The organism is uncultured Modestobacter sp., from assembly GCF_947486615.1.
Taxonomy (GTDB): Bacteria; Actinomycetota; Actinomycetes; order Mycobacteriales; family Geodermatophilaceae; genus Modestobacter.
On the sequence record NZ_CANKUD010000004.1, the window covers coordinates 432748 to 451736 of the forward strand.

Annotated in this window: 19 protein-coding genes; 5 read left to right on the forward strand and 14 right to left on the reverse strand. The window is 74.5% G+C overall.

All coding sequences use genetic code 11. From position 1 onward, the window contains the following. Positions 1-15: 15 nt before the first annotated feature. The 6 genes from Q1A09_RS10770 to Q1A09_RS10795 all read right to left on the reverse strand — a co-directional run bounded on the left by Q1A09_RS10770 (position 16) and on the right by Q1A09_RS10795 (position 5170). A complete protein-coding gene (locus Q1A09_RS10770; protein WP_299954540.1) occupies positions 16-648 on the reverse strand; it encodes a TasA family protein in 633 nt (210 codons plus the stop codon). A 335-nt stretch (positions 649-983) separates the two neighbouring features. Further along, positions 984-2429 (reverse strand): cell wall metabolism sensor histidine kinase WalK, encoded by a 1446-nt coding sequence (locus Q1A09_RS10775; protein WP_299954542.1) that lies wholly within the window; start codon positions 2427-2429, stop codon positions 984-986. Beyond that, positions 2426-2830 carry a response regulator transcription factor gene (locus Q1A09_RS10780; protein WP_299954544.1) on the reverse strand — a complete coding sequence of 135 codons (405 nt, stop codon included), beginning with the start codon at positions 2828-2830 and terminating at the stop codon, positions 2426-2428. The genes Q1A09_RS10775 and Q1A09_RS10780 overlap by 4 nt, the downstream gene beginning before the upstream one ends. A gap of 180 nt (positions 2831-3010) precedes the next feature. Next, positions 3011-3643, reverse strand: a complete 633-nt coding sequence (locus tag Q1A09_RS10785) for a DUF3618 domain-containing protein (RefSeq protein ID WP_299954546.1) — start codon at positions 3641-3643, stop codon at positions 3011-3013. Positions 3644-3677: 34 nt separating this feature from the next. Next, a complete protein-coding gene (locus Q1A09_RS10790; RefSeq protein WP_299954548.1) occupies positions 3678-4346 on the reverse strand; it encodes a phage holin family protein in 669 nt (222 codons plus the stop codon). Next, positions 4343-5170, reverse strand: coding sequence for a hypothetical protein (locus Q1A09_RS10795; RefSeq protein WP_299954551.1), 828 nt, complete (start codon positions 5168-5170; stop codon positions 4343-4345). The genes Q1A09_RS10790 and Q1A09_RS10795 overlap by 4 nt, the downstream gene beginning before the upstream one ends. Before the next feature lie 369 nt (positions 5171-5539). Here Q1A09_RS10795 and Q1A09_RS10800 point away from each other — a divergent pair, with 369 nt between their 5' ends. Beyond that, positions 5540-6403, forward strand: coding sequence for a siderophore-interacting protein (locus Q1A09_RS10800; RefSeq protein ID WP_299954552.1), 864 nt, complete (start codon positions 5540-5542; stop codon positions 6401-6403). Between the two features lie 17 nt (positions 6404-6420). On the opposite strand, the gene Q1A09_RS10805 is transcribed toward Q1A09_RS10800, so the two are convergent. The 3 genes from Q1A09_RS10805 to Q1A09_RS10815 are packed head-to-tail and all read right to left on the reverse strand — an operon-like array spanning position 6421 to position 8701. Continuing rightward, complete coding sequence (locus tag Q1A09_RS10805; protein ID WP_299954553.1) at positions 6421-7086, reverse strand: NADPH-dependent F420 reductase; 666 nt, start codon at positions 7084-7086, stop codon at positions 6421-6423. A gap of 41 nt (positions 7087-7127) precedes the next feature. Then, a complete protein-coding gene (locus Q1A09_RS10810; RefSeq protein ID WP_299954554.1) occupies positions 7128-8054 on the reverse strand; it encodes a neutral zinc metallopeptidase in 927 nt (308 codons plus the stop codon). Next, entirely contained in the window at positions 8051-8701 is a 651-nt protein-coding gene (locus tag Q1A09_RS10815) for an SIMPL domain-containing protein (protein ID WP_299954557.1), read from the reverse strand. The genes Q1A09_RS10810 and Q1A09_RS10815 overlap by 4 nt, the downstream gene beginning before the upstream one ends. Positions 8702-8828: 127 nt before the next feature. Between Q1A09_RS10815 and Q1A09_RS10820 the strand changes: the two genes are divergently transcribed. Together Q1A09_RS10820 and Q1A09_RS10825 are read left to right on the forward strand one after the other, a co-directional pair. Continuing rightward, a complete protein-coding gene (locus tag Q1A09_RS10820) occupies positions 8829-9275 on the forward strand; it encodes a nitroreductase family deazaflavin-dependent oxidoreductase (protein WP_299954560.1) in 447 nt (148 codons plus the stop codon). Next, positions 9179-10096 (forward strand): SDR family NAD(P)-dependent oxidoreductase, encoded by a 918-nt coding sequence (locus tag Q1A09_RS10825; protein WP_299954561.1) that lies wholly within the window; start codon positions 9179-9181, stop codon positions 10094-10096. Before Q1A09_RS10820 ends, Q1A09_RS10825 begins: the two co-directional genes overlap by 97 nt. An 11-nt stretch (positions 10097-10107) precedes the next feature. On the opposite strand, the gene Q1A09_RS10830 is transcribed toward Q1A09_RS10825, so the two are convergent. Continuing rightward, entirely contained in the window at positions 10108-11655 is a 1548-nt protein-coding gene (locus tag Q1A09_RS10830) for an FUSC family protein (protein ID WP_299954563.1), read from the reverse strand. A gap of 112 nt (positions 11656-11767) precedes the next feature. Here Q1A09_RS10830 and Q1A09_RS10835 point away from each other — a divergent pair, with 112 nt between their 5' ends. Further along, complete coding sequence (locus tag Q1A09_RS10835) at positions 11768-12733, forward strand: ABC transporter substrate-binding protein (protein ID WP_299954566.1); 966 nt, start codon at positions 11768-11770, stop codon at positions 12731-12733. 38 nt (positions 12734-12771) lie between these two features. On the opposite strand, the gene Q1A09_RS10840 is transcribed toward Q1A09_RS10835, so the two are convergent. After that, a complete protein-coding gene (locus Q1A09_RS10840; protein ID WP_299954568.1) occupies positions 12772-13743 on the reverse strand; it encodes an aldo/keto reductase in 972 nt (323 codons plus the stop codon). A 37-nt stretch (positions 13744-13780) separates the two neighbouring features. Further along, positions 13781-14830, reverse strand: a complete 1050-nt coding sequence (locus tag Q1A09_RS10845; RefSeq protein ID WP_299954569.1) for a winged helix DNA-binding domain-containing protein — start codon at positions 14828-14830, stop codon at positions 13781-13783. A gap of 244 nt (positions 14831-15074) precedes the next feature. Here Q1A09_RS10845 and Q1A09_RS10850 point away from each other — a divergent pair, with 244 nt between their 5' ends. Next, positions 15075-16694: an ABC-F family ATP-binding cassette domain-containing protein gene (locus Q1A09_RS10850; RefSeq protein WP_299954572.1), complete on the forward strand. Its 1620-nt coding sequence runs from the start codon at positions 15075-15077 to the stop codon at positions 16692-16694. Positions 16695-16741: 47 nt separating this feature from the next. Here Q1A09_RS10850 and Q1A09_RS10855 read toward each other — a convergent pair whose 3' ends face one another. Then, a complete protein-coding gene (locus Q1A09_RS10855; RefSeq protein ID WP_299954574.1) occupies positions 16742-17632 on the reverse strand; it encodes an oxidoreductase in 891 nt (296 codons plus the stop codon). Positions 17633-17670: 38 nt separating this feature from the next. Beyond that, complete coding sequence (locus Q1A09_RS10860) at positions 17671-18879, reverse strand: MFS transporter (RefSeq protein WP_299954577.1); 1209 nt, start codon at positions 18877-18879, stop codon at positions 17671-17673. Between the last annotated feature and the right edge of the window lie 110 nt (positions 18880-18989).

Below are 18989 nucleotides of genomic sequence, written 5' to 3' on the forward strand. Positions count from 1 at the left end.
GCGGACGGCGCCGGATCAGCGGTTGGTGCCGGTCTGCTGCGCCCCGACGAAGTTGATCGACATCGCGGCGGTCTTGCCCTGGAAGGTGTTGTCCGCGCTACCGGGGAGCGTGACGGTGACCAGCAGGTGGTCCGTGCCGCCGGCGGTCATGCTGGCGAGGTCACGCAGGCTCGTGCCGGCAGTCACAGCACCGGAGCCCTGGGCGTACCGGCGCGCGGTGGAACCGGAGCAGGTGTAGGTGGCGACGCCGTTGGCCCCGATCGTCTCGGTCCACTTGACCGAGCAGGAGTCGACGCCGAGCTGCAGGCCGTTGACCTTGTCGGTCGTCAGGACGCTCTGGGTGGTCGCCGTGGACACGAGCGAGATGCTCGACATGTTGAGGTTGCCGTTGTTGACCAGCTCCACCGAGCGGCTGATCGAGTCGCCGGGCACGAAGCCGGCAGCGTTGATGGTCATGCCGGCCGCGCCGCCAGCGGCGAGGTCCAGGGACAGGGTCCCCGAGGTGACCGAGGCGTTCAGCGGGGCGGTGCTGTCGGTGAAGGTGCCGAAGGTGCCCATGCCGGCGACGGCGGCGGCGGCACCGACGATGCCGAGCGAGCCGATGATCTTGCGGGTGGTGCGGCTGCGGTTCGTGGCGGTGGCGGTCATGGCTGCGTCTCCCTGGTCTGTCCCGTGTCGGCGGGTGTTCCCGGCGACAGACACGACTCTGGAGGCCCATCCGCAGGGCACCCGCCAGCGATCCGCAAGAGAACCGCAAGAAGAGGTCGACGGACCCTGCGGTCCCCACGCACCGGTGCGCGGTCGGACTCTGCGGTCCCGGCCGCGCCGCGCACGGCCGCATCCTGCGGTCATCGCCGCGCCGGCGCACGGCGGACCGTGCGGCCCGTGGCGCCACGGTGTCGGCCCGTGCGAGGGCCGGCTGCGGAGACGGCGACGCCCCCGCCGGGCGGACCGGCGGGGGCGTCGTGGGGGAGCGGGGGCGGTCAGGCCGCGGGGACGCCGTCCAGGGGCAGGGTGAGGGTGAACGTCGTCCCGCGGCCCTCGACGCTGGAGACGTCCAGGGTGCCGCCGTGCGCGGTGGTGATCGCCTTGGTGATGGTCAGCCCGAGCCCCACCCCGGGGACGGCGTTGCGCCGGGCCGTCGAGGCGCGGAAGAAGCTGGTGAACAGCTGCCCCTGCTCGCCGGAGGGGATGCCCACCCCGGTGTCGCTCACCGAGAGCAGCGCCACCGGCCGCCCGCCGGGCACCTCCTGTTCGCCGACCGTGCCGTCCTCGTGCTGCCACCCCTGCCGCAGGCGCAGGGTCACCTGGCCGCCGCCGGGGGTGAACTTGACCGCGTTGGAGACCAGGTTGTCGCAGGCCTGCCCCAGCCGGAGGGCGTCCCCGCGGACGACCGGTCCGGTGGCCGGGGCCTCCACCGAGACCGCCACCCCGCGGGCCGCCGCCGTCACCCGGGCGGTCTCCTCGGCGGCCCGGACGACCCCGGCCAGGTCGACGTCCTCGGGCTGGAGGGTGAAGCGGCCGGCGTCCACCTGAGCGGTGAACAGCAGGTCGCCGACCAGCCGCAGCAGCCGCTGGGCGTTGCGCTCGACGGTGCCGAGGTACTGCCGCTGCTCGGCGGTCAGCGGCTGCTCCTCGTCGTCCATGACCAGCTCGAGGTAGCCGAGGATCGAGCTGAGCGGGGTGCGCAGCTCGTGGGAGATCAGGCTGACGAACTGGTCCTTGAGCCGCTCGGCGGCCCGGGCCTCGGTCATGTCGGTGCCCACGAAGTTCCAGCCGGCCTGCTCGCCGTCGTCGTCGGTGCGCGGGGTGATCGCCACCGAGACGGTGAGCCGGCGGCCGTCGGCGGTGAGGTACGTCCAGTCCCGGACGTCGCTGCCGTGCTCCCGCGCCCCCTGGACCAGGCTGGTGAACCGCTCCGCGGGCGTGCCCGGGGACTCCTCGAGGCCCAGCTCCTCGGGCGCGTGGAAGTCGGTGATCGACCGGCTGCGGACGACGTCGGCGCGAGGGAGCCCGAGCATCCGTTCCGCGCCGGGGTTCCACACCCGGATGAGCCCGTCCGGGTCGGTGCCGATGATCGACTGCTCGGTCACCGCGTCGATCACGCTGGTCATGGTCTGGGCACGGGCCCGCATCATCCGGGTGGCGACCTCGAGCTCGTCGGCGGTCGACCGGCCGCGGGAGACCAGCTCCAGCCGCTGCGCCTCCAGCTCCTGCGCAGCGGCCAGCTGGCCGCGCAGCCGGCGGGTCAGCTCCAGGACGGCGCCGAGGACGGTGACCGCAGCCAGCACGGGGACCGGCGCGGGCGGGCGGGACAGCAGCACCGCCAGGCCCGCGACGGTGGCCACGGCGAGCGCGATCGGCAGGGCGTGCGAGGAGGTGGGTCGCTGCACGGCCGCTGGCTGCGCCGGGGCGACGACGGCGCTCATGCCCGGCTCCCGGCCGCCGCGAGCGAGCGCACCTGCCCGACGAGGGCCGCCACGGTGAACGGCTTGGGCAGGTAGGCGTCGGCACCGGCGGCCAGACCGCGGGCGACGTCGTCGGGAGAGGCGCCGGCGGAGAGCAGCAGCACCCGGCAGCCGGCGGTCACCGGGTCCTCGCGGAGCGCGGCGCACACCTCCAGCCCGGTGGCGCCGGGCATCGACACGTCCAGGACCACCAGGTCGGGGCGTTCGGCCCGCGCCGCAGCGAGGGCCTGGGGGCCGTCGGCGACGGCGGCGACCACCGTGCACGCGGCCTTGCGCACGGCGAGGGTGACGAGCAGGCGGATGTCCTCCTCGTCGTCGGCGACCAGCACGCGTGCGGCTGCCTCTCCGGTCTCGCGGTCCACCGTGTCGCGCTCCTCTGCGGGCGTGGCCCGCCCCCGACCGGGACGGACTGCGTCAGGTCGGGCAACGGCAGGTGTGCGGCGGTGCTGGAGCCGGGCCTCACCCGGGGGAGCGAGCCGGCCGCAGACACACGTCGGGCCCCGGTGCAGCTGCACCGGGGCCCGACGGGGTGTCGCGGTCGATCAGGAGGAGGCGTGCCCCTGGACCGTCTGGCGGGACTCCTGGGCCTGGCCCTGGACGTCCTTGGCCGCGCTCTGGCCCTCGGACCTGACCGTCTCCACGCCGTCCTGCGCGGTGGTCTTGACCTGCTCCACGGCGTCCTGGGCCATCGGCTTGAGGTTGTCGCCGATCTCCTGGGCCACGTTCTTGGCCTGGTCGACCAACGGCTGGGAGTTGTCCTTGACCGCGGACTCGGCCTGCGCGGCGAGCTGCTTCTCCTTCTCGCTGGTGGGCAGGAGGGAGGAGACGAGCCAGCCGACACCGAAGGCGATCATGCCGGCGGCGAGGGGGTTGCCCTGCGCCTGACGCTGGATGGTGTCGGGAGCCTGCTGGATGGCGCCCTTGGCGTTCTGCGCCGCGTCCTGCGCGTTGCCCTGGGCGTGCGAGGCGTGCTGGCCCACCTGGTCACGGGTGTCGTGTGCGGCCCCGAAGACCTTGTCCTTGAGCCCGGTCATCCCGCTCTTGGCCTTGCCGACGCGACGGTCCACCACCCGGGTCGGGTTGACCTTCTCGTTCAGCGCGTCCACGTCGTAGCTGAGGTTGGAGCGGGTGTCCTCGATCTGGCGGCGGATCACATCCGGGTCACTGCTGGTCATGTCGATTCTCCTTGGGGAGTAGCTGAGGGGTGGGTCAGGAGGGCTTGAGCGCGCCGGGGACCTGCTGGAGCGTGTCCACCGTCTGCTCGGGCTTGGGGTCGAGCCGCTTGAACCGGCTCGTGTCCACCTGCGTGACCCGCTTGGGGTCGACCCGCTTGAGCTGCTTGCGGCCCATCGAGTAGAGGACCGCGCCGACGATCGCCCAGAGCACCCCGACGATCAGCGCGGCGAGGCCGGCGTCCATCAGGTTCTCCAGGCCCCACCAGAGGGCGAAGCTCAGGAACAGCGCGACCATGTAGCCGGCGAACCCGGCGCCGCCGAGCATCCCGGCGCCCTTGCCGGCCTTGGCCGCCTCTTCCTTCGCGGCGCTGCTGGCCTTGTTCGCCTCGTCCTTGGCGATCCCGATGGCCTCGTCCGCCTCGGCCCGGATCTCGGCCTTGGCGAGCTCGAGCTCCTGGCGCATCAGCGTGGACAGGTCCTTGCTGACCTCGCCGAGCAGCTGACCGACCGAGATGTCCTCGACCACGGGGTGGCCCTCGTCGGTCATCGGCTGCGCGGTGTTGCCATAGGCGGCATTGGTGGGCTGCTCGCCGTACGGCTCGGTGGTGGGGGGCGGGGCGTACCCGGTCGTGCCGCCCGCGGCGTACCCGGTGCCGGGCTCGCCGTACGGCTGCGCGCCGGGGGCGCCGCTCGGATGGCTCACTGCTGGCCCCCGCCGGGGGTGCGCGCCGGGTCGTCCCAGCCGGAGGTGGTGTCCGTGGTCTCCGTGGTGTCGACCGGCGGGACCGTGCCGTACGGCGGCGGCGGGACCGAACCGGTGGTGCCGGTGGTCGCGTAGCCGGCGGTACCGGTGGTCTCGTACCCGGTGGTCTCGTACGCCGCCGTCGTCTCGTAGCCGGTGGCCGCGTACCCGGGGGTCGCGGTGCCGGCGACGTAGTTGGTGCCGGCGTAGTCGGAACCGGTCTGCGGGCCGTTGCCCGAGGGGCCCTGGTCCTTGTGCGAGGCGACGACGCCGGTGGTCAGCCGGCCCGCGGCGATGCCGGCGATGGCGGCGCCGAGCAGGAACACACCGGGCTTGCGGCGGGCGAAGCGGCGGACCTCGTCCACCAGCTCACCGGGCTCGCGGTCGGAGACCCAGCCGGCGAGCTGCTCGACCTTGTCCCCGGCCTGGCGGACCAGGTCGGCGGCGGGGCCGGACGGCGTCTGGTCGCTGCCGTCGACCATGATGCGGAGCTGCTGGGCGATCTCGTTCAGCCCCTGGCCGGCCTTCTGCTGGCCGTTGCGGGCCTGCTCCTGGAGCTGCGAGCGACCCTGGGCCACCATGTCCTGGGCCTGGCGCTTGGTCTCCTGGGTGACCTGCTTGGCCTGGTCGGCAGCGGTCGAGGCGACCTGCGACCCGGCGTGCCCGGCGCTCTGGCCGACGTTGCGGGCCTGGTCCTTGGCGACGTCCTTGGTGGACGGGCTGTCGGACGGAGAGGACGCGCCGCTGGGCGGGGACTGCGTCGGGGTGTCGATGGAGTGAGTCATCGTTCCTCCTCGTCGTTCGTGGGCTGTCCGGAGAGTGCTGGTGTGTGCGTGTGCTGGGCATCCGTGCCCGGGCCGGCCCTCACCGGGCACGCCGCATGACCAGCCGAGGAGGCCGGCACGACATGCCAGGTGACGGGACGACGTTCGGACACTCATGTGCCCTGGACGTGACGCTCCGGGGGGCCCACCGTGGTCTCGGTGGGGCGCCGTTCCGTTGGTGGGCTTGTACCCCTCGCCGGGACGGATGCAAACGACGATCTACGGAAATGCCGGGTCTCATTTGGGTGTCCGGATCCGCACGGAGGTCCCGCGTAGGCTCGCCGGCAAGAGGGAAGGCAAGCCTTCCCTGACTCGGTCGAGGAGGTCCTGGTGAGCAGTCCGGCGAGAGGTGGGGGCGGTCGGCGTCCCCGGGTCGCGCGGGTCGGCGAGGTGCTGCGCACCTCGCGGGTGACCCCGCACATGATCCGGGTCGTGCTGGGCGGTGAGGGGCTGGCCGACTTCCCGGCCGGGGAGTTCACCGACCACTACGTGAAGCTGCTCTTCCCGCCGCCGGGGGCGCCCTACTCGGCGCCCTTCGACGTGGAGCAACTGCGGGCGGAGCTGCCCGCGGAGCTCTGGCCGGTCACCCGCACCTACACCGTGCGGGCCTGGGACGCGGCCGCCGGCGAGCTGACCATCGACTTCGTGCACCACGGGGACACCGGCCTCGCCGGCCCGTGGGCGGCGAAGGCCGCTCCGGGGGACCGGATCCAGTTCTTCGGGCCCGGTGGTGCCTATGCCCCGAGCCCGGACGCCGACTGGCACCTGCTGGTCGGGGACGAGAGCGCGCTGCCGGCCATCGGCGCGGCGCTGCCCCGGCTGCCGGACGGGGCGCCGGCCCTGGTGTTCGTCGAGGTCGAGGGCCCGGCGGAGCAGCAGTCGGACCTCGTGCTCCGCGAGGGAGTCTCGGTGGTGTGGGTGCACCGCGGCGACGGCGCCCCCGGGGAGGCGCTGGTGACGGCGGTCAAGGCGGTGGAGCTGCCCGCCGGCACCGGGCACGTGTTCGTGCACGGGGAGGCCGGCCTGGTCAAGGACCTGCGCCTGCACCTGCGCAGCGAGCGCGGGCTGGACCCGGCCTTCAGCTCGGTCTCCGGTTACTGGCGGGCGGGCCGCACCGAGGACCGCTGGCAGGCCGAGAAGCCGGAGTGGAACGCCGAGGTCGAGGCGGCCGAGCAGGCGCTCGCGGTCGGCTGACCGCGAGCGCCTGCGGGTCACATGTCGCGGTAGCGCTTCGCCGCCGCGGTGGCCGCGCGCAGGCCCTCGGCGTCCAGGCGGGCGCCGTAGCCGGGGGTGTCCCGCTGGATGCGCCAGCCCTCGGCCAGCGGGCCGAGGTCGACGGTGTCGAAGCCGATCGCGTCGATGAACGCGACCACCTGCTCCTTGGCGGCTGCGTCGTCCCCGGCCACGGCCAGCGCGCGCCGGTGCGGGGTGCCGGCGGGGGTGGCGTCCCCGGTGATGTCGGCGGCACCGATGTGGTTGAACGCCTTGACCACCCGGGAGGTGGGCAGGTGGGCCTGCAGCAGCTCGGCGGTCGTCGTGGACTCGTCGTCCAGCTCGGCCACCTGCCCGTCCCGCTGGGGGTAGTAGTTGTTGGTGTCGATCACGACCTTGCCGGCCAGTGGCTCGACCGGGACGTGCGGCACCGCCTTCAGCGGGATGGTGACCACGGCGAGGTCGGCGGCGGCCGCCGCCCCGGCCGCGGTGTCGGCGCGCACCTGACCGCGGCGTCCCGGCCGGGCCTCCAGCGCGGACACCAGTTCGGTGAGCGTCTCCGGACCGCGGGAGTTGCTGATCACCACGTCGTGGCCGGCGGCGAGTGCTGCCTGGGCGAGCGCCGTGCCGATGTGGCCGGCGCCGATGATCCCGAGAGTCGTCATGCCGGTCGACAACCCGGCGGGCGCGGCGGGGCTTCCCCGGTTCAGCCCAGGTCGTCGGTGGCGAAGGTGTCGCACTGCGCCGGGTCGCCGGTGGCGTAGCCGGTGCTGAACCACCGCTGCCGCTGTTCCGAGGAGCCGTGGGTGAACGACCCCTCGTCCACGGTGCCCCCGCCCAGCTCCTCCTGGATGAAGTCGTCACCGATCCGGCCGGCGGTGTCCAGGGCGCGGGCGATGTCGTCGTCGGTGATGTCGACGATGAGCGGCTCGCCCGTCTCGTCGGGCACCGTCTCGGCGTGATCGGCCCAGGCGCCGGCGAAGCAGTCGGCCTGCAGTTCCAGGCGCACGCTGCCGCTCGTCGGGCCGGCGTCACCGGGCTGCACCTGCTCGTTGATCCCCAACAGGTTCTGCACGTGGTGGCCGTACTCGTGGGCCAGGACGTAGGCGTTGACGAAGGCTCCGCCCTGGGCCCCGAACCGGGTCTGCAGGTCGTCGAAGAAGGTCAGGTCGATGTAGACCTGCGCGTCGGCCGGGCAGTAGAACGGGCCGCTGCCGCTGGTGGCCCCGCCGCACGCGGTCTGCACCTGGTCGGCGAAGAAGACGGTGTCGGCCGGCTGGTAGTCCGCGCCGAGGGTGGCGCCCCAGTAGTCCTGGATCGAGTCGATGCTGGCGACGACGGCGCACTCGGTGGAGGTGTTGGCGTCGGCCACCTCGTCGCAGGAGGCGGCCAGCTCGCTGTTGTCGAACGTCTGCCCGGGGCCCTGACCAGCGCCCAGGCCGTCGAAGCCGCCCACCGGCGAGGTGCCGCCTCCGCCACCGCCGCCGAGCACCTGGAACAGGACGACGACGACCAGCCCGACGAGGCCGAGGCCGCCACCGCCGACCGCCAGCCCGCGCCCGCCACCGCCTCCGCGGCCCCGCCGGTCCTGGACGCCGGAGGTGTCCAGCCGGCCGCGCTCCCGGAACCTCATCGCGCGAAGACCTCCGGGTCCGGGACCGACATGGTGAAGGTGACCTCGACCTGGCCGGTGACCTCCTGCGGAGCGGGCTGCAGCTCCAGCGCCGGGGCGCCGCCGGGCACCGCGAAGGCCGCCATGGCCATGCGGCCGCCCCGGCCCCCGACGTCGCGCACCTCCACCAGCCCGGTCAGCCGGCCACCGAGGGCGGTGGCGTAGGCCCGGGCCCGGCCGATCGCGTCCTGCACGGCTGCGGTGCGCACCTGCTGGTGCACCGGGTGCTCGCGGCTGACCCGCCAGTGCGGCCCGTGCACCGAGACGTCGGACAGCGCGGCCACCGCGACGGCGAGCTCACCGGCGGCGCCGACGTCGGCGATCCGGGCGCGGGTGGTGGTCGTCGCCACCGACCCGTTGATCCGGCCGCCCTCCCCGGCCTCGGGGAAGGCCGCGACGGCGTCGGTCGAGACGGTGCCCAGCGCGGCCCGGTGCGCCTCCAGCAGCGCCGTGAGCTCCAGCTGGCGCCCGGTCAGCCGCTCCAGCGCGCGCTCCCGGCGGCGGTCGTGCACCTGCACGGTGACCACGAGGTCGGCGGCGTCGGGCAGCACCTCGGCCACAGCCTCGCCGAGGACGACGACGCGGGGGCTCTCCGGCGCGGGCTGCATGGGCGCTGCTCCTGGTGATCGGTCGGGTCGGACGGTCGATCAGGTCCGGGAGCACTCTGCCGCCGTCCGGCCGCCCCCGCACCCCGGCGGGTCAGCGGCCACCCGGTCGCCGTCCTAGGGTCGGGGCATGCCCCTGGAAGGTGAGTACGAGCCGAGTCCGGAGAAGTGGGTCCGCGACCAGGTGGAGGTGTACGAGCGCACCGGCGGGCGGGAGGGCAACACGCTGCCCGGCCGCACCGAGCCGGTCGTCGTCTTCACCACCCGCGGCGCGAAGAGCGGCAAGGTCCGCAAGAACCCGCTGATGAAGGTCGAGCACGACGGCGTCTACGCCATGGTCGCCTCGCAGGGCGGGGCCCCGAAGCACCCGACCTGGTACTTCAACCTCAAGGCGCACCCCGACGAGGTCACCGTGCAGGACGGCGACCGGGTCTGGGACGGGGTGGCCCGCGAGGTGAGCGGCGAGGAGAAGGCGGTCTGGTGGGAGCGCGCGGTCGCCGCCTTCCCCGACTACGCCGAGTACCAGCGCAAGACCGACCGGGAGATCCCGGTCGTCCTGGTCGAGCCGAAGCGCTGAGCGGGGACGGCCCGGTCGTCGTCGTCACCGGTGCCAGCGACGGCATCGGTGCGGCGGCGGCCCGCCGGCTGCACCGCGGCGGCGCCCGGGTCGTGCTGGTCGGCCGGTCCCCGGAGAAGACCGCCGCGGTCGCGGCCGACCTGCCCGGTGCGCGCTGGACCACGGTCGACCTGGGCCGGCTGGACGACGTCCGGCGGTTGGCCGCGGAGTTGGCGGAGCTATCGGGGATCGACGTGCTGGTGCACAACGCCGGCGCCTCGTTCGCCCGCCGGGAGCTGACCGTCGACGGGCACGAGCGCACCGCCCAGGTCGACCACCTGGCGCCCTACCTGCTCACCCGACTGCTCGAGGAGCCGTTGCGCGCCTCGCGCGCCCGGGTGGTGACCACCTCGTCGTTCATGCACTGGGTGGGCGGGTCCCGGCGGGGCCATCTGCTCGACGGCACCGGCCCGTACCTCGCCACCCGTGCCTACGCCCGGGCCAAGTGGTGCAACGTGCTCTTCACCCGCGAGCTGGCCCGCCGGTGGGCGCCGGAGGTCACCGCCACCTGCTTCGACCCCGGCGCGGTCGCCACGTCGTTCGGGGCGGCGTCGGGCGGGATCACCGGCCTGGCGTTCCGGACGCCGCTCACCGCGTTCATGCGCACCCCGGCCCAGGGCGCGGACACCCTCGTCTGGCTGGCCACGGCCGAGGAGGGCTGGCGCAACGGCCGGCACCACGCCGACCGTTCGCCCACCTGGACCGCCCTCTCCGCCCGGGACGACGTGCGGGCCCGAGAGCTGTGGAACCGGTCGGCCCGGCTGGTCGGCCTGCCCAGCTGACCCTGGCGGGCTCAGGCCAGCTCGGCGACGATCCGGGCGGCGACGGCGTCGGCGAGGGCGGCGTCGCCGCGGGCCCGGGCGCCCAGCAGCGCCCAGCCCAGGTCGCCCACCTGGCGCGAGCGGCGGCGCCAGGCGTCGGCCCCCGGCGCCGGGAACAGCTCCGCCCGGGCGGCGGTGGCCACCTCGTTCAGCTCGATGAGCACGTGGTGCAGCGCCCGGTCGGCCGGTGAGCCCGGCACTGCCCGGGCGGCGGCCACCGCCCGCTCGGCGGTCCCGGTCACCGCGGCCGGCAGCCGGCGGCTGCCGGCGCGGGCGAGGAGCAGCAGGCCGGCGGCCAGGGCCACGGCGATGCCCACGACGGTCTCCTCGATCCGCGCCACGATCAGCGCACTCCCCGGGAGGTCGGGCACCCCGAGGTGGACCAGCAGCAGCGACACCGGCGTCAGGCAGGCGACGGAGACCACGTACTGGTGGGCGATGAACAGCTCCACGCCGACCAGCAGCAGCCCGACCAGGCCCACGGTCACGGCGGTCGGCGGGTCGACCGCGAACACCACCCCGGCCAGGGCGGTGCCCACCAGCGTCCCGGTCACCCGGTGGACGGCGCGGGCGCGGGCCTGCCGCCGGTCCGCGCCGAGCAGCACGGCGACCGCCGCGGTCGCGGCCCACCAGGGACTGGGCAGCCCGGTGACGACGGCGACCAGGCCGGCCGAGGCCACGCCGAGACCGGTCCGCGCCGCGGTGGTGACCCACAGCGGCGTCCGGTGCCCTGCCGGACGGGCCGGTGGGAGCGGTCCGGGGCCCTCCGCCGTGGCGTCGATCGTGGGCAGCGCCCGGGAGAACCGGGCCTCGACGCCGGCCAGCTGCGGCCGCAGCGACGGTCGCCGGCGGCTGCCCTCGGCCACCGCGGTGTCGGCCGCCCACACGGCCCGGGCGATCGCGCCGGGGCGGGTGGTGCGCAGTGCGCCGTCCTCCGCGTCGCGCACCGCGGCGTCGGCGGCCTGCAGCGCCCGTCTCTCCGGGCCGGCCGGGTCCCACAGCCAGGGCAGCATGACCACGACCCAGCTGAGCACCGCCGCACCGGCGGCCGCCGCGACGTGCTGGGCGACGACGTCCGGCGCCGAGCCCAGCGCGCTGGCGCTGCCGCCCACCAGCACCGGCGGCAGCGCCCCCGGCGGGCCGATCCGCCAGACCGCCGTCGCCGCGGTCGCGGCAGCGGCGATCGCGCCGAGGGTGAGCACCAGCAGCAGGGGGTGCCCGCCGGTGATCCCGCCCAGGCCGATCGCACCCACGACCGCCGCGCCGACACCGGCGGCGACCACGGCCCGGCGCCGGTAGGGCATCGAGTGCCCGTAGACCGCGGTGAACCCGCCGAGCGCGGCGGCCGAGCCGATGCCCGGCTCGCCGAGGGCCAGCCCGACGGTCAGCGGGGCGGCGACGCTGAAGCCGGCCGACAGCGCCCGCCGGCGGTTCATCGACCACAGCTCCGGCAGCGGTGGCAGTCGCGGCCCGAGGACGTGTGGGGCCACCCGGCGCAGCGGGGAGGTGGAGCCGGACACGGGCTCCATCGTCGCCTGCGCCGGCCGGGGCGTCGCCGGCGACCCGCGACGTCGACCAGCTGGCGATCAGGTTAGCCTGCCCTTACTTCTGGCTCGATGAGGGTGGGGCGACATGGCAGTGGGACGTGCACGTCGATGGGTGGCCGGGGGCCTGGCGCTCGCCGCGGGGCTGGCCCTGGCCGGTTGCGGCGGCGGGGAGACCGACGCCGCGCAGGATGCGCCGGCCGCAGAGACCCGCACGGTGGTGCACGCGCTGGGCGAGGCCGAGGTCGACGGCGTCCCGGAGCGGGTCGTCGTCCTGGACACCGGTGAGCTGGACACCGTGCTCGCCCTGGGAGTCACCCCGGTCGGGGCCGTGCGCACCGACGTCAGCTCCGGCCTGCCCGGGTACCTCGAGGAGGGCGGCGCCGACCCGGCCGAGATAGCCGAGGTCGGCACCATCGGAGAGCCGGACCTGGAGGCGATCGCCGCACTCGACCCGGACCTCATCCTGTCCAACACCGCACGGCACACCGAGCTGTACGACCAGCTGACCGCGATCGCCCCCACGGTGATGGGGGAGGGCGTGGGAGAGACGTGGAAGCAGAACGTGCCGGTCTACGCCGAGGCGCTCGGCCGGCAGAACGAGGGCGAGGAGCTGCTCACCGCGTACCGGGAGCGGGCCGCGGAGGTCGGGGCGCTGTTCGGTGACCCGGGGGCGCTCGAGGTCAGCATCGTGCGGTTCGTGGGCACCGGTTCGGCCCGGCTGTACGGGGAGGGGTCGTTCATCGGCACCGTGCTGGCCGACGCCGGCCTCGCGCGCCCGGAGGTCCAGCGGACCGCGGAGACCTTCGTCGAGGTCGGTCCGGAGGAGATCACCCAGGCCGAGGGCGACCTGCTCTTCTACGCCGCCTACGGGGCCGAGGGCGAGACCGAGCTGGCCGAGCTGACCTCCGGGGGGCTGTGGCAGTCGCTGCCCGCCGTCCAGCGGGGCGATGCCGTGCCGGTCGAGGACGACCGGTGGTTCCTGGCGATCGGGCCGCTGGGCGCCGGGCTGGTCCTCGACGACCTGGCCGAGGTCGCCGAGCAGCGGGTCTGACCGGGTGGGCCCGGCTCGCGCCGGGCCCACCCGCCGGCTCAGGAGAAGCCGACGACCTCGTGCGGGGTGTAGGGCTCCTCGAGTCGGGCGACCTCCTCGGCGGTCAGCTGCAGGTCGACCGCGGCGACCGCGTCCTCCAGGTGCCGGGCCTTGGTGACCCCGACGATCGGCGCGGTGACCACCGGCTTGCCCAGTACCCACGCCAGTGCGACCTGCGCCCGCGGCACCCCGCGGGCCTGCGCGACCTCGGCCACCCGCTCGACGACCACCCGGTCGGCGTCGTTGTACAGCTTCTTGCCGAACTCGTCGGTCTCCGAGCGGTTGGTCGCCTCGTCCCAGTCGCGGGTGAGGCGGCCCCGGGCCAGCGGGCTCCACGGGATGACGCCGATGCCCTGGTCGGCGCAGAGCGGCAGCATCTCCCGCTCCTCCTCGCGGTTGAGCAGGTTGTAGTGGTCCTGCATGGAGACGAAGCGGTGCCAGCCGCGCTCGCCGGCCAGGTGCAGGGCCTTGCTGAACTGCCAGGCCCACATGCTGCTCGCGCCCAGGTAGCGCACCTTGCCCGACCGGACGACGGAGTCGAGTGCCTCCAGCGTCTCCTCGATCGGGGTGGCCGGGTCCCAGCGGTGGATCTGGTAGAGGTCGACGTGGTCGGTGCCCAGCCGGGTGAGGCTGGCCTCCAGCTCACGGATGATCGCGGTGCGCGACAGCCCGGCGCCGTTGGGCCCGGGCCGCATCCGGCCGTGCACCTTGGTGGCCAGGACGACGTCGTCCCGGTCGGCGAAGTCGCGGACAGCCCGGCCGGTGATCTCCTCGCTGGAGCCGGCCGAGTAGACGTTGGCGGTGTCGAAGAAGGTGATACCGGCCTCGATCGCCTGCTTGATCAGCTCCCGGCTCTGCTCCTCGGGCAGGCTCCACGGGTGACCGCCGCGGGCGGGGTCGCCGAAGCTCATCATCCCGAGGCAGATCCGGGAGACCTGCAGGCCGGTGGTGCCCAGACGCGTGTACTCCATGGCCCGCTCCTTGCCCCGGCCAACGACCCGCGGAACCTCAGGGCAGGGCGGCGTACCGATCGCTCACCGCGGCGGTCACCTCGGCGCTCAGCTCCTCGAACGGCTCCAGCTCCAGCGCCCGCGCCTTCGTCCGGCCGGTGCGCCAGACGGCGACGACGGTGCCGCCGTGCACAACCGTGGCCCGGAACATCCCGTTGTTCCCGGGCACGATGCGCTGGGCGTGCTCGGCCGGCACGGTGCAGCTCCGGTCGGCGTAGCCCAGCACCAGCTCGTCGAAGCCAGGCAGCAGCAGCACCCCGCCGGCCTCCGCCCGGGCCGCGGTCAGCCGGTCGGGGGTCTCGGGGTCCATCAGGTGCTCGACGCCGTCGACGGTCAGCGGCTCCAGCTGTGGCCGGGCCAGTGCCAGGCCGGCCTTCACGTCGCCCACCGTGCAACCCGCCCAGCGCACGAGGTCCTTGACCGTGGCCGGCCCGTGGCCGCGGAAGTAGCGCAGCGCGAGCTCGCCGAGCGCCTCGTCGCGCTCCGGCCGCCGCGGTGCGGGGACCCACTCGTCGAGCAGCACGAACTGCTGGTCGCCCTCGGCGGTCGGGCCGAGCACGAGCGTGCCGGTCTGGGCGAGGTACCAGAGCACGTGGTAGCCGCGCTGGCCGGCGGTGGGCACCCCGGCCGCGGTCAGCTCGGCCAGCAGCTCGGTCCGGCCCAACCGCCGCCCGCCGGTCAGCGCGGCCACGGCCACCTCGCGGGCCCGCTCGACGTCGGCCTCGGTCAGCTCCAGGTACGCCCGGCGGCCGGCCGCCCCGGCCAGCACCCGGGGGCCGAGCAGCTCCAGCAACCAGAGCAGGTCCTCGGCGGCGGTCAGGTGCAGGGTGCCGCGCATCGGCCAGGAGCGCACGACCTCGCCGGCGTCCAGCGCGGCGGTGACCGCTGCCCGCGAGCCGCCGCTGCGCAGCGCCACCGACAGCAGCGCGCCCGGCAGGTCCTGCCCCTGCGCCGCGGTCAGCCAGCGGACTGCCTCCGCCGGGGTGGCGCACCGTGGGCCGACCAGCCGCTGGGCGGCCATCCGCAGCAGCGACAGCTCTCGGGTCATGCCGTCACCTTGGCACCGGGGTCCGACGGTCCGCCGGCGGCAGTACCGTCGCCGCATGATGGGGATGGGCAACCTCGGTCCGGACGGTCGGCGTCGTCAGCGGATCGTCGCCGGCGTCATCGTCGCCGCGATGCTGCTGGCCGCCGGGGCGGTGCTGATCGGCTCGGTGCTCTGAGGGCCGCACCGCCCGCGCGCGGCCGGGTGCGCCGGGGAAGCCGGTTGCCCGACCCGGGAGGATGGCGGCATGGGCTACCTCGACGTCACCGGTGTCCGGTTCACGCTGCCGGACGGGCGGGTGCTGCTCGACGACGTGGCCTTCCGGGTCGGTGAGGGCGCGATCGCCGCGCTGGTCGGGGAGAACGGCGCGGGCAAGACCACGATGCTGCGGATCATCAGCGGTGACCTGACGCCCGACGCGGGCTCGGTCGCGCTCGTCGGCGGGCTGGGCGTCATGCGCCAGTTCATCGGTTCGGTCCGCGACGACACCACCGTGCAGCGCTTCCTCGTCGACCTCGCCCCGCCCGCCGTCCGGGCCGCCTGGCACGCCGTCGAGGCCGCGGAGCTGGCGATGATGGAGGACGACGACGAGCCCACCCAGATGGCGTACGCCAACGCGCTGGCCACCTGGGGCGACGTGGGTGGCTACGACGTCGAGGTCACCTGGGACACCGTGACCGTCGCCGCCCTCGGCGTCCCGTACGAGCAGTGCAAGTACCGCGAGCTGAACAGCCTCTCCGGCGGCGAGCAGAAGCGCCTGGCCCTGGAGAGCCTGCTGCGCGGCCCCGACCAGGTGCTGCTGCTCGACGAGCCGGACAACTACCTCGACGTCCCGGGCAAGCGGTGGCTGGAGGAGCGGCTGCTGGAGACCCGCAAGACCGTCCTGTTCGTCACCCACGACCGGGAGCTGCTGGACCGGGTCGCCGACCGGGTGGTCACCGTCGAGGGCGGGACGGCGTGGGTGCACGCCGGCACCTGGGCGGCCTACCCCGCGGCGCGCGCCGCCCGGCACGAGCGGATGGCCGACCTGCGCCGCCGCTGGGACGAGGAGCACCAGCGGCTCATCGACCTCACCCGCACGATGCAGCAGCTGGCCAAGAACTCACCCGACATGGCCGCGCGGTACCACGCCATGCAGACCCGGCTGGCCAAGTACGAGGCCGCCGGGCCGCCGCCGGAGCGGCCGCCGGAGCAGCAGGTGCAGATGCGGCTGCGCGGCGGGCGCACCGGCGTCCGGGTGGTGATGGCCGAGCAGCTGGAGCTCACCGGACTGATGAAGCCCTTCGACGTGGAGATCGAGTACGGCGACCGGGTCGCGGTGCTCGGTTCCAACGGCGCGGGCAAGTCGCACTTCCTGCGGCTGCTGGCCGGCCAGGACGTCGCGCACACCGGCGGCTGGCGGCTCGGTGCCCGCGTCGTCCCCGGCTTCTTCGCCCAGACCCACGCCCATCCGGAGTGGCTGGACGAGACGCTGGTCGACCTGCTGTGGCGCGGGGACGGCGAGCGCCCCGGCGTCGACCGCGGCCGGGCGATGGCCACGCTCCGGCGCTACGGGCTGGCCCCCTCGGGCGACCAGCTGTTCCGGTCGCTGTCCGGTGGGCAGCAGGCCCGGTTCCAGGTGCTCCTACTGGAGCTGTCCGGGGCGACCCTGCTGCTGCTCGACGAGCCGACCGACAACCTCGACGTGCTCAGCGCCGAGTCGTTGGAGGCCGCGATCGGCGCGTTCGACGGCACGGTGATCACGGTGACCCACGACCGCTGGTTCGCCCGAACCTTCGACCGGTTCCTGGTGTTCGGCTCCGACGGCCAGGTGCGCGAGACCCCCGAGCCGGTCTTCGACGAGGGCCGCGTCCAGCGGGTCCGCTGACCCACCCGGGCGGCCATGTTCGCCACCATGGCCGCCCGGGCGCTGCCTCAGAGGTCGGGGTCGGGGGTGCCGTCGCCGCCGATCCGGTCCAGCTCCTCGAGCTCTACCGGGCCGAGCACCCGGGCGGCCGCCTGCAGGTTCTGCTCCAGGTGCGCGACCGAGCTCGTGCCCGGGATCAGCAGCAGGTTGGGGGAGCGGGCCAGCAGCCAGGCCAGCGCGACCTCCATCGGGGAGGCCTCCAGTCGGCGGGCCACCGTCTCCAGCGCCGCCGACTGGATGGGGTTGAACCCGCCCAGCGGGAAGAACGGCACGTAGGCGACGCCCTCGCGGGCCAGCGCGTCGACCATCGGGTCGTCGGCGCGGTGCACCAGGTTGTAGTGGTTCTGCACGCACACCACACGGGCGATGCCCTGCGCCTCGGCGAACATCTGCGGGGTCACGTTGCTGATCCCCAGGTGCCGGACCAGCCCCTCCTGCTGCAGCTCCGCGAGGGCCTCGAACGGCTCGGCGAGCGAGCGCTGCACCGGCTCGGCGAACCCGGGCATCCGCAGGTTCACCACGTCCAGCGCCTCGACGCCCAGGTGCGCCAGGTTGTCGTGCACGGCCTGGCGCAGCTCGTCGCGGGACAGCGCCTCGGGCCACTCGCCCTCCGGCGTCCGGCGGGCACCGACCTTCGTGACGATCGTCAGGTGCTCGGGGTAGGGGTGCAGCGCCTCGCGGATGATCTCGTTGGTCACGTGCGGGCCGTAGTAGTCGCTGGTGTCGATGTGGTCGACGCCCAGCTCCACCGCCCGCCGCAGCACCGCTACCGCGCCGTCCCGGTCGGCCGGGGGGCCCATGATGTGCGGCCCGGAGAGCCGCATGGCCCCGTAGCCGATGCGGTGCACCGTGCGGTCACCGAGGCGGAACTGGCCGGACTTCTCGGCTGTGGTCGTCATGCCGGGCACCTACCCGCCGACGGCGGGCCTGCACACCGTCAGGCGGCGTGGACCGCGGCGGCTGCGGTGGCGGCGACGTCGAGCGTGCCGGCCTCGCGGGCGTTCTCGGCCCGCTGGCTGCGCAGCGCGACCACCGACAGCCCGGCTCCCAGCAGCGCCAGCACCGCACCCACCCACATCGGCGCCCGGTAGCCCCAGCCGGCGGTGAGCGTGGCCGCGCCGAGGGCAGCGCCCAGGGCGTTGGCGGCGTTGAACGCGCCCTGGTTGGCCGCCGACACCAGGCTGCCGCCCTCCACCCGGGCCGCCTCGATCGCCCGGTTCTGCACGACCGGGCCGCCGGAGAAGGTGATCGCCCCGAAGAGCACGAGCATGACGACGGCGGCGACCTGGTTGACCACGACGACGGTGAACAGCACCAGCAGAGCGGCGGTGACCAGCAGCCCGACGGTGACGAAGACGAAGCCGTACCGGTCGCCCAACCGGCCGCCGAGCAGCGTGCCCGCGGTGGTGCCCAGCCCGAACAGCGCGAGGACGACGGTGACCCGGTTCTCCGGCATCCCGGCGAGGTCGGTGAGGATCGGGCTGACGTAGCTGTAGACGGAGAAGAGCGCGGCGAAGCCGATGGTGGTGACACCGAGAGTGAGCCAGACCTGACGCCGCCGGAAGGCGCCCAGCTCCTGCCGGAGGTCCGTGGGTGCGGCGGCCACCCGGGGCAGCCAGGCGAGCAGCCCGGCGATGGTGAGCAACCCGATGACCGCGGTGCCGCCGAACACCAGGCGCCAGCTCAGCTGCTGGGCGACGAACGTGCCGATCGGGACACCGATGACGTTGGCCAGGGTCAGCCCGACGAACATCAGCGAGATCGCCTGGGTGCCCTTCTCCTTGGCCACCAGCCCACGGGCGGCGACGGCTCCCACCCCGAAGAAGGAGCCGTGCGCCAACGCGGTGATCACCCGGGCGGCCATCAGCGTCTCGTAGGTCGGGGCGAGCGCGGAGAGGGTGTTGCCGACGGTGAAGACCACCATCAGCCCGATCAGGGTCTGCCGCGGGGTGAACCGCACGCCCAGCGCGGTCAGCGTCGGCGCTCCGATCACGACCCCGAGGGCGTAGGCGCTGATCAGGATGCCGACCGCGGCGACCGAGACGGAGAAGTCGTCGGCCACCTGCGGGAGCATGCCCATGATCACGAACTCGGAGGTGCCGATGCCGAAGGCACCGATGGACAGGGCGAGCAGTGCGCGGGGCACAGCGGAGCTCCTCAGGGGCGGTGCGGGGGATGGCGCGGACGGCGCCTGAGGTCCAGCCAAGAGCAGACCAGCCGGTTCCGCTGCCCCCAACGCGCATGAGGCTGGTCACG

Coding starts and splice junctions, on each gene's coding strand:
- Q1A09_RS10820 (WP_299954560.1), top strand. CDS start 8,829: ATGCCCCTGGAAGGTGAGTACGAGCCGAGTCCGGAGAAGTGGGTCCGC.
- Q1A09_RS10805 (WP_299954553.1), bottom strand. CDS start 7,086: ATGACGACTCTCGGGATCATCGGCGCCGGCCACATCGGCACGGCGCTC.
- Q1A09_RS10810 (WP_299954554.1), bottom strand. CDS start 8,054: ATGAGGTTCCGGGAGCGCGGCCGGCTGGACACCTCCGGCGTCCAGGAC.
- Q1A09_RS10775 (WP_299954542.1), bottom strand. CDS start 2,429: ATGAGCGCCGTCGTCGCCCCGGCGCAGCCAGCGGCCGTGCAGCGACCC.
- Q1A09_RS10835 (WP_299954566.1), top strand. CDS start 11,768: ATGGCAGTGGGACGTGCACGTCGATGGGTGGCCGGGGGCCTGGCGCTC.
- Q1A09_RS10815 (WP_299954557.1), bottom strand. CDS start 8,701: ATGCAGCCCGCGCCGGAGAGCCCCCGCGTCGTCGTCCTCGGCGAGGCT.
- Q1A09_RS10855 (WP_299954574.1), bottom strand. CDS start 17,632: ATGACGACCACAGCCGAGAAGTCCGGCCAGTTCCGCCTCGGTGACCGC.
- Q1A09_RS10850 (WP_299954572.1), top strand. CDS start 15,075: ATGGGCTACCTCGACGTCACCGGTGTCCGGTTCACGCTGCCGGACGGG.
- Q1A09_RS10840 (WP_299954568.1), bottom strand. CDS start 13,743: ATGGAGTACACGCGTCTGGGCACCACCGGCCTGCAGGTCTCCCGGATC.
- Q1A09_RS10845 (WP_299954569.1), bottom strand. CDS start 14,830: ATGACCCGAGAGCTGTCGCTGCTGCGGATGGCCGCCCAGCGGCTGGTC.
- Q1A09_RS10785 (WP_299954546.1), bottom strand. CDS start 3,643: ATGACCAGCAGTGACCCGGATGTGATCCGCCGCCAGATCGAGGACACC.
- Q1A09_RS10770 (WP_299954540.1), bottom strand. CDS start 648: ATGACCGCCACCGCCACGAACCGCAGCCGCACCACCCGCAAGATCATC.
- Q1A09_RS10795 (WP_299954551.1), bottom strand. CDS start 5,170: ATGACTCACTCCATCGACACCCCGACGCAGTCCCCGCCCAGCGGCGCG.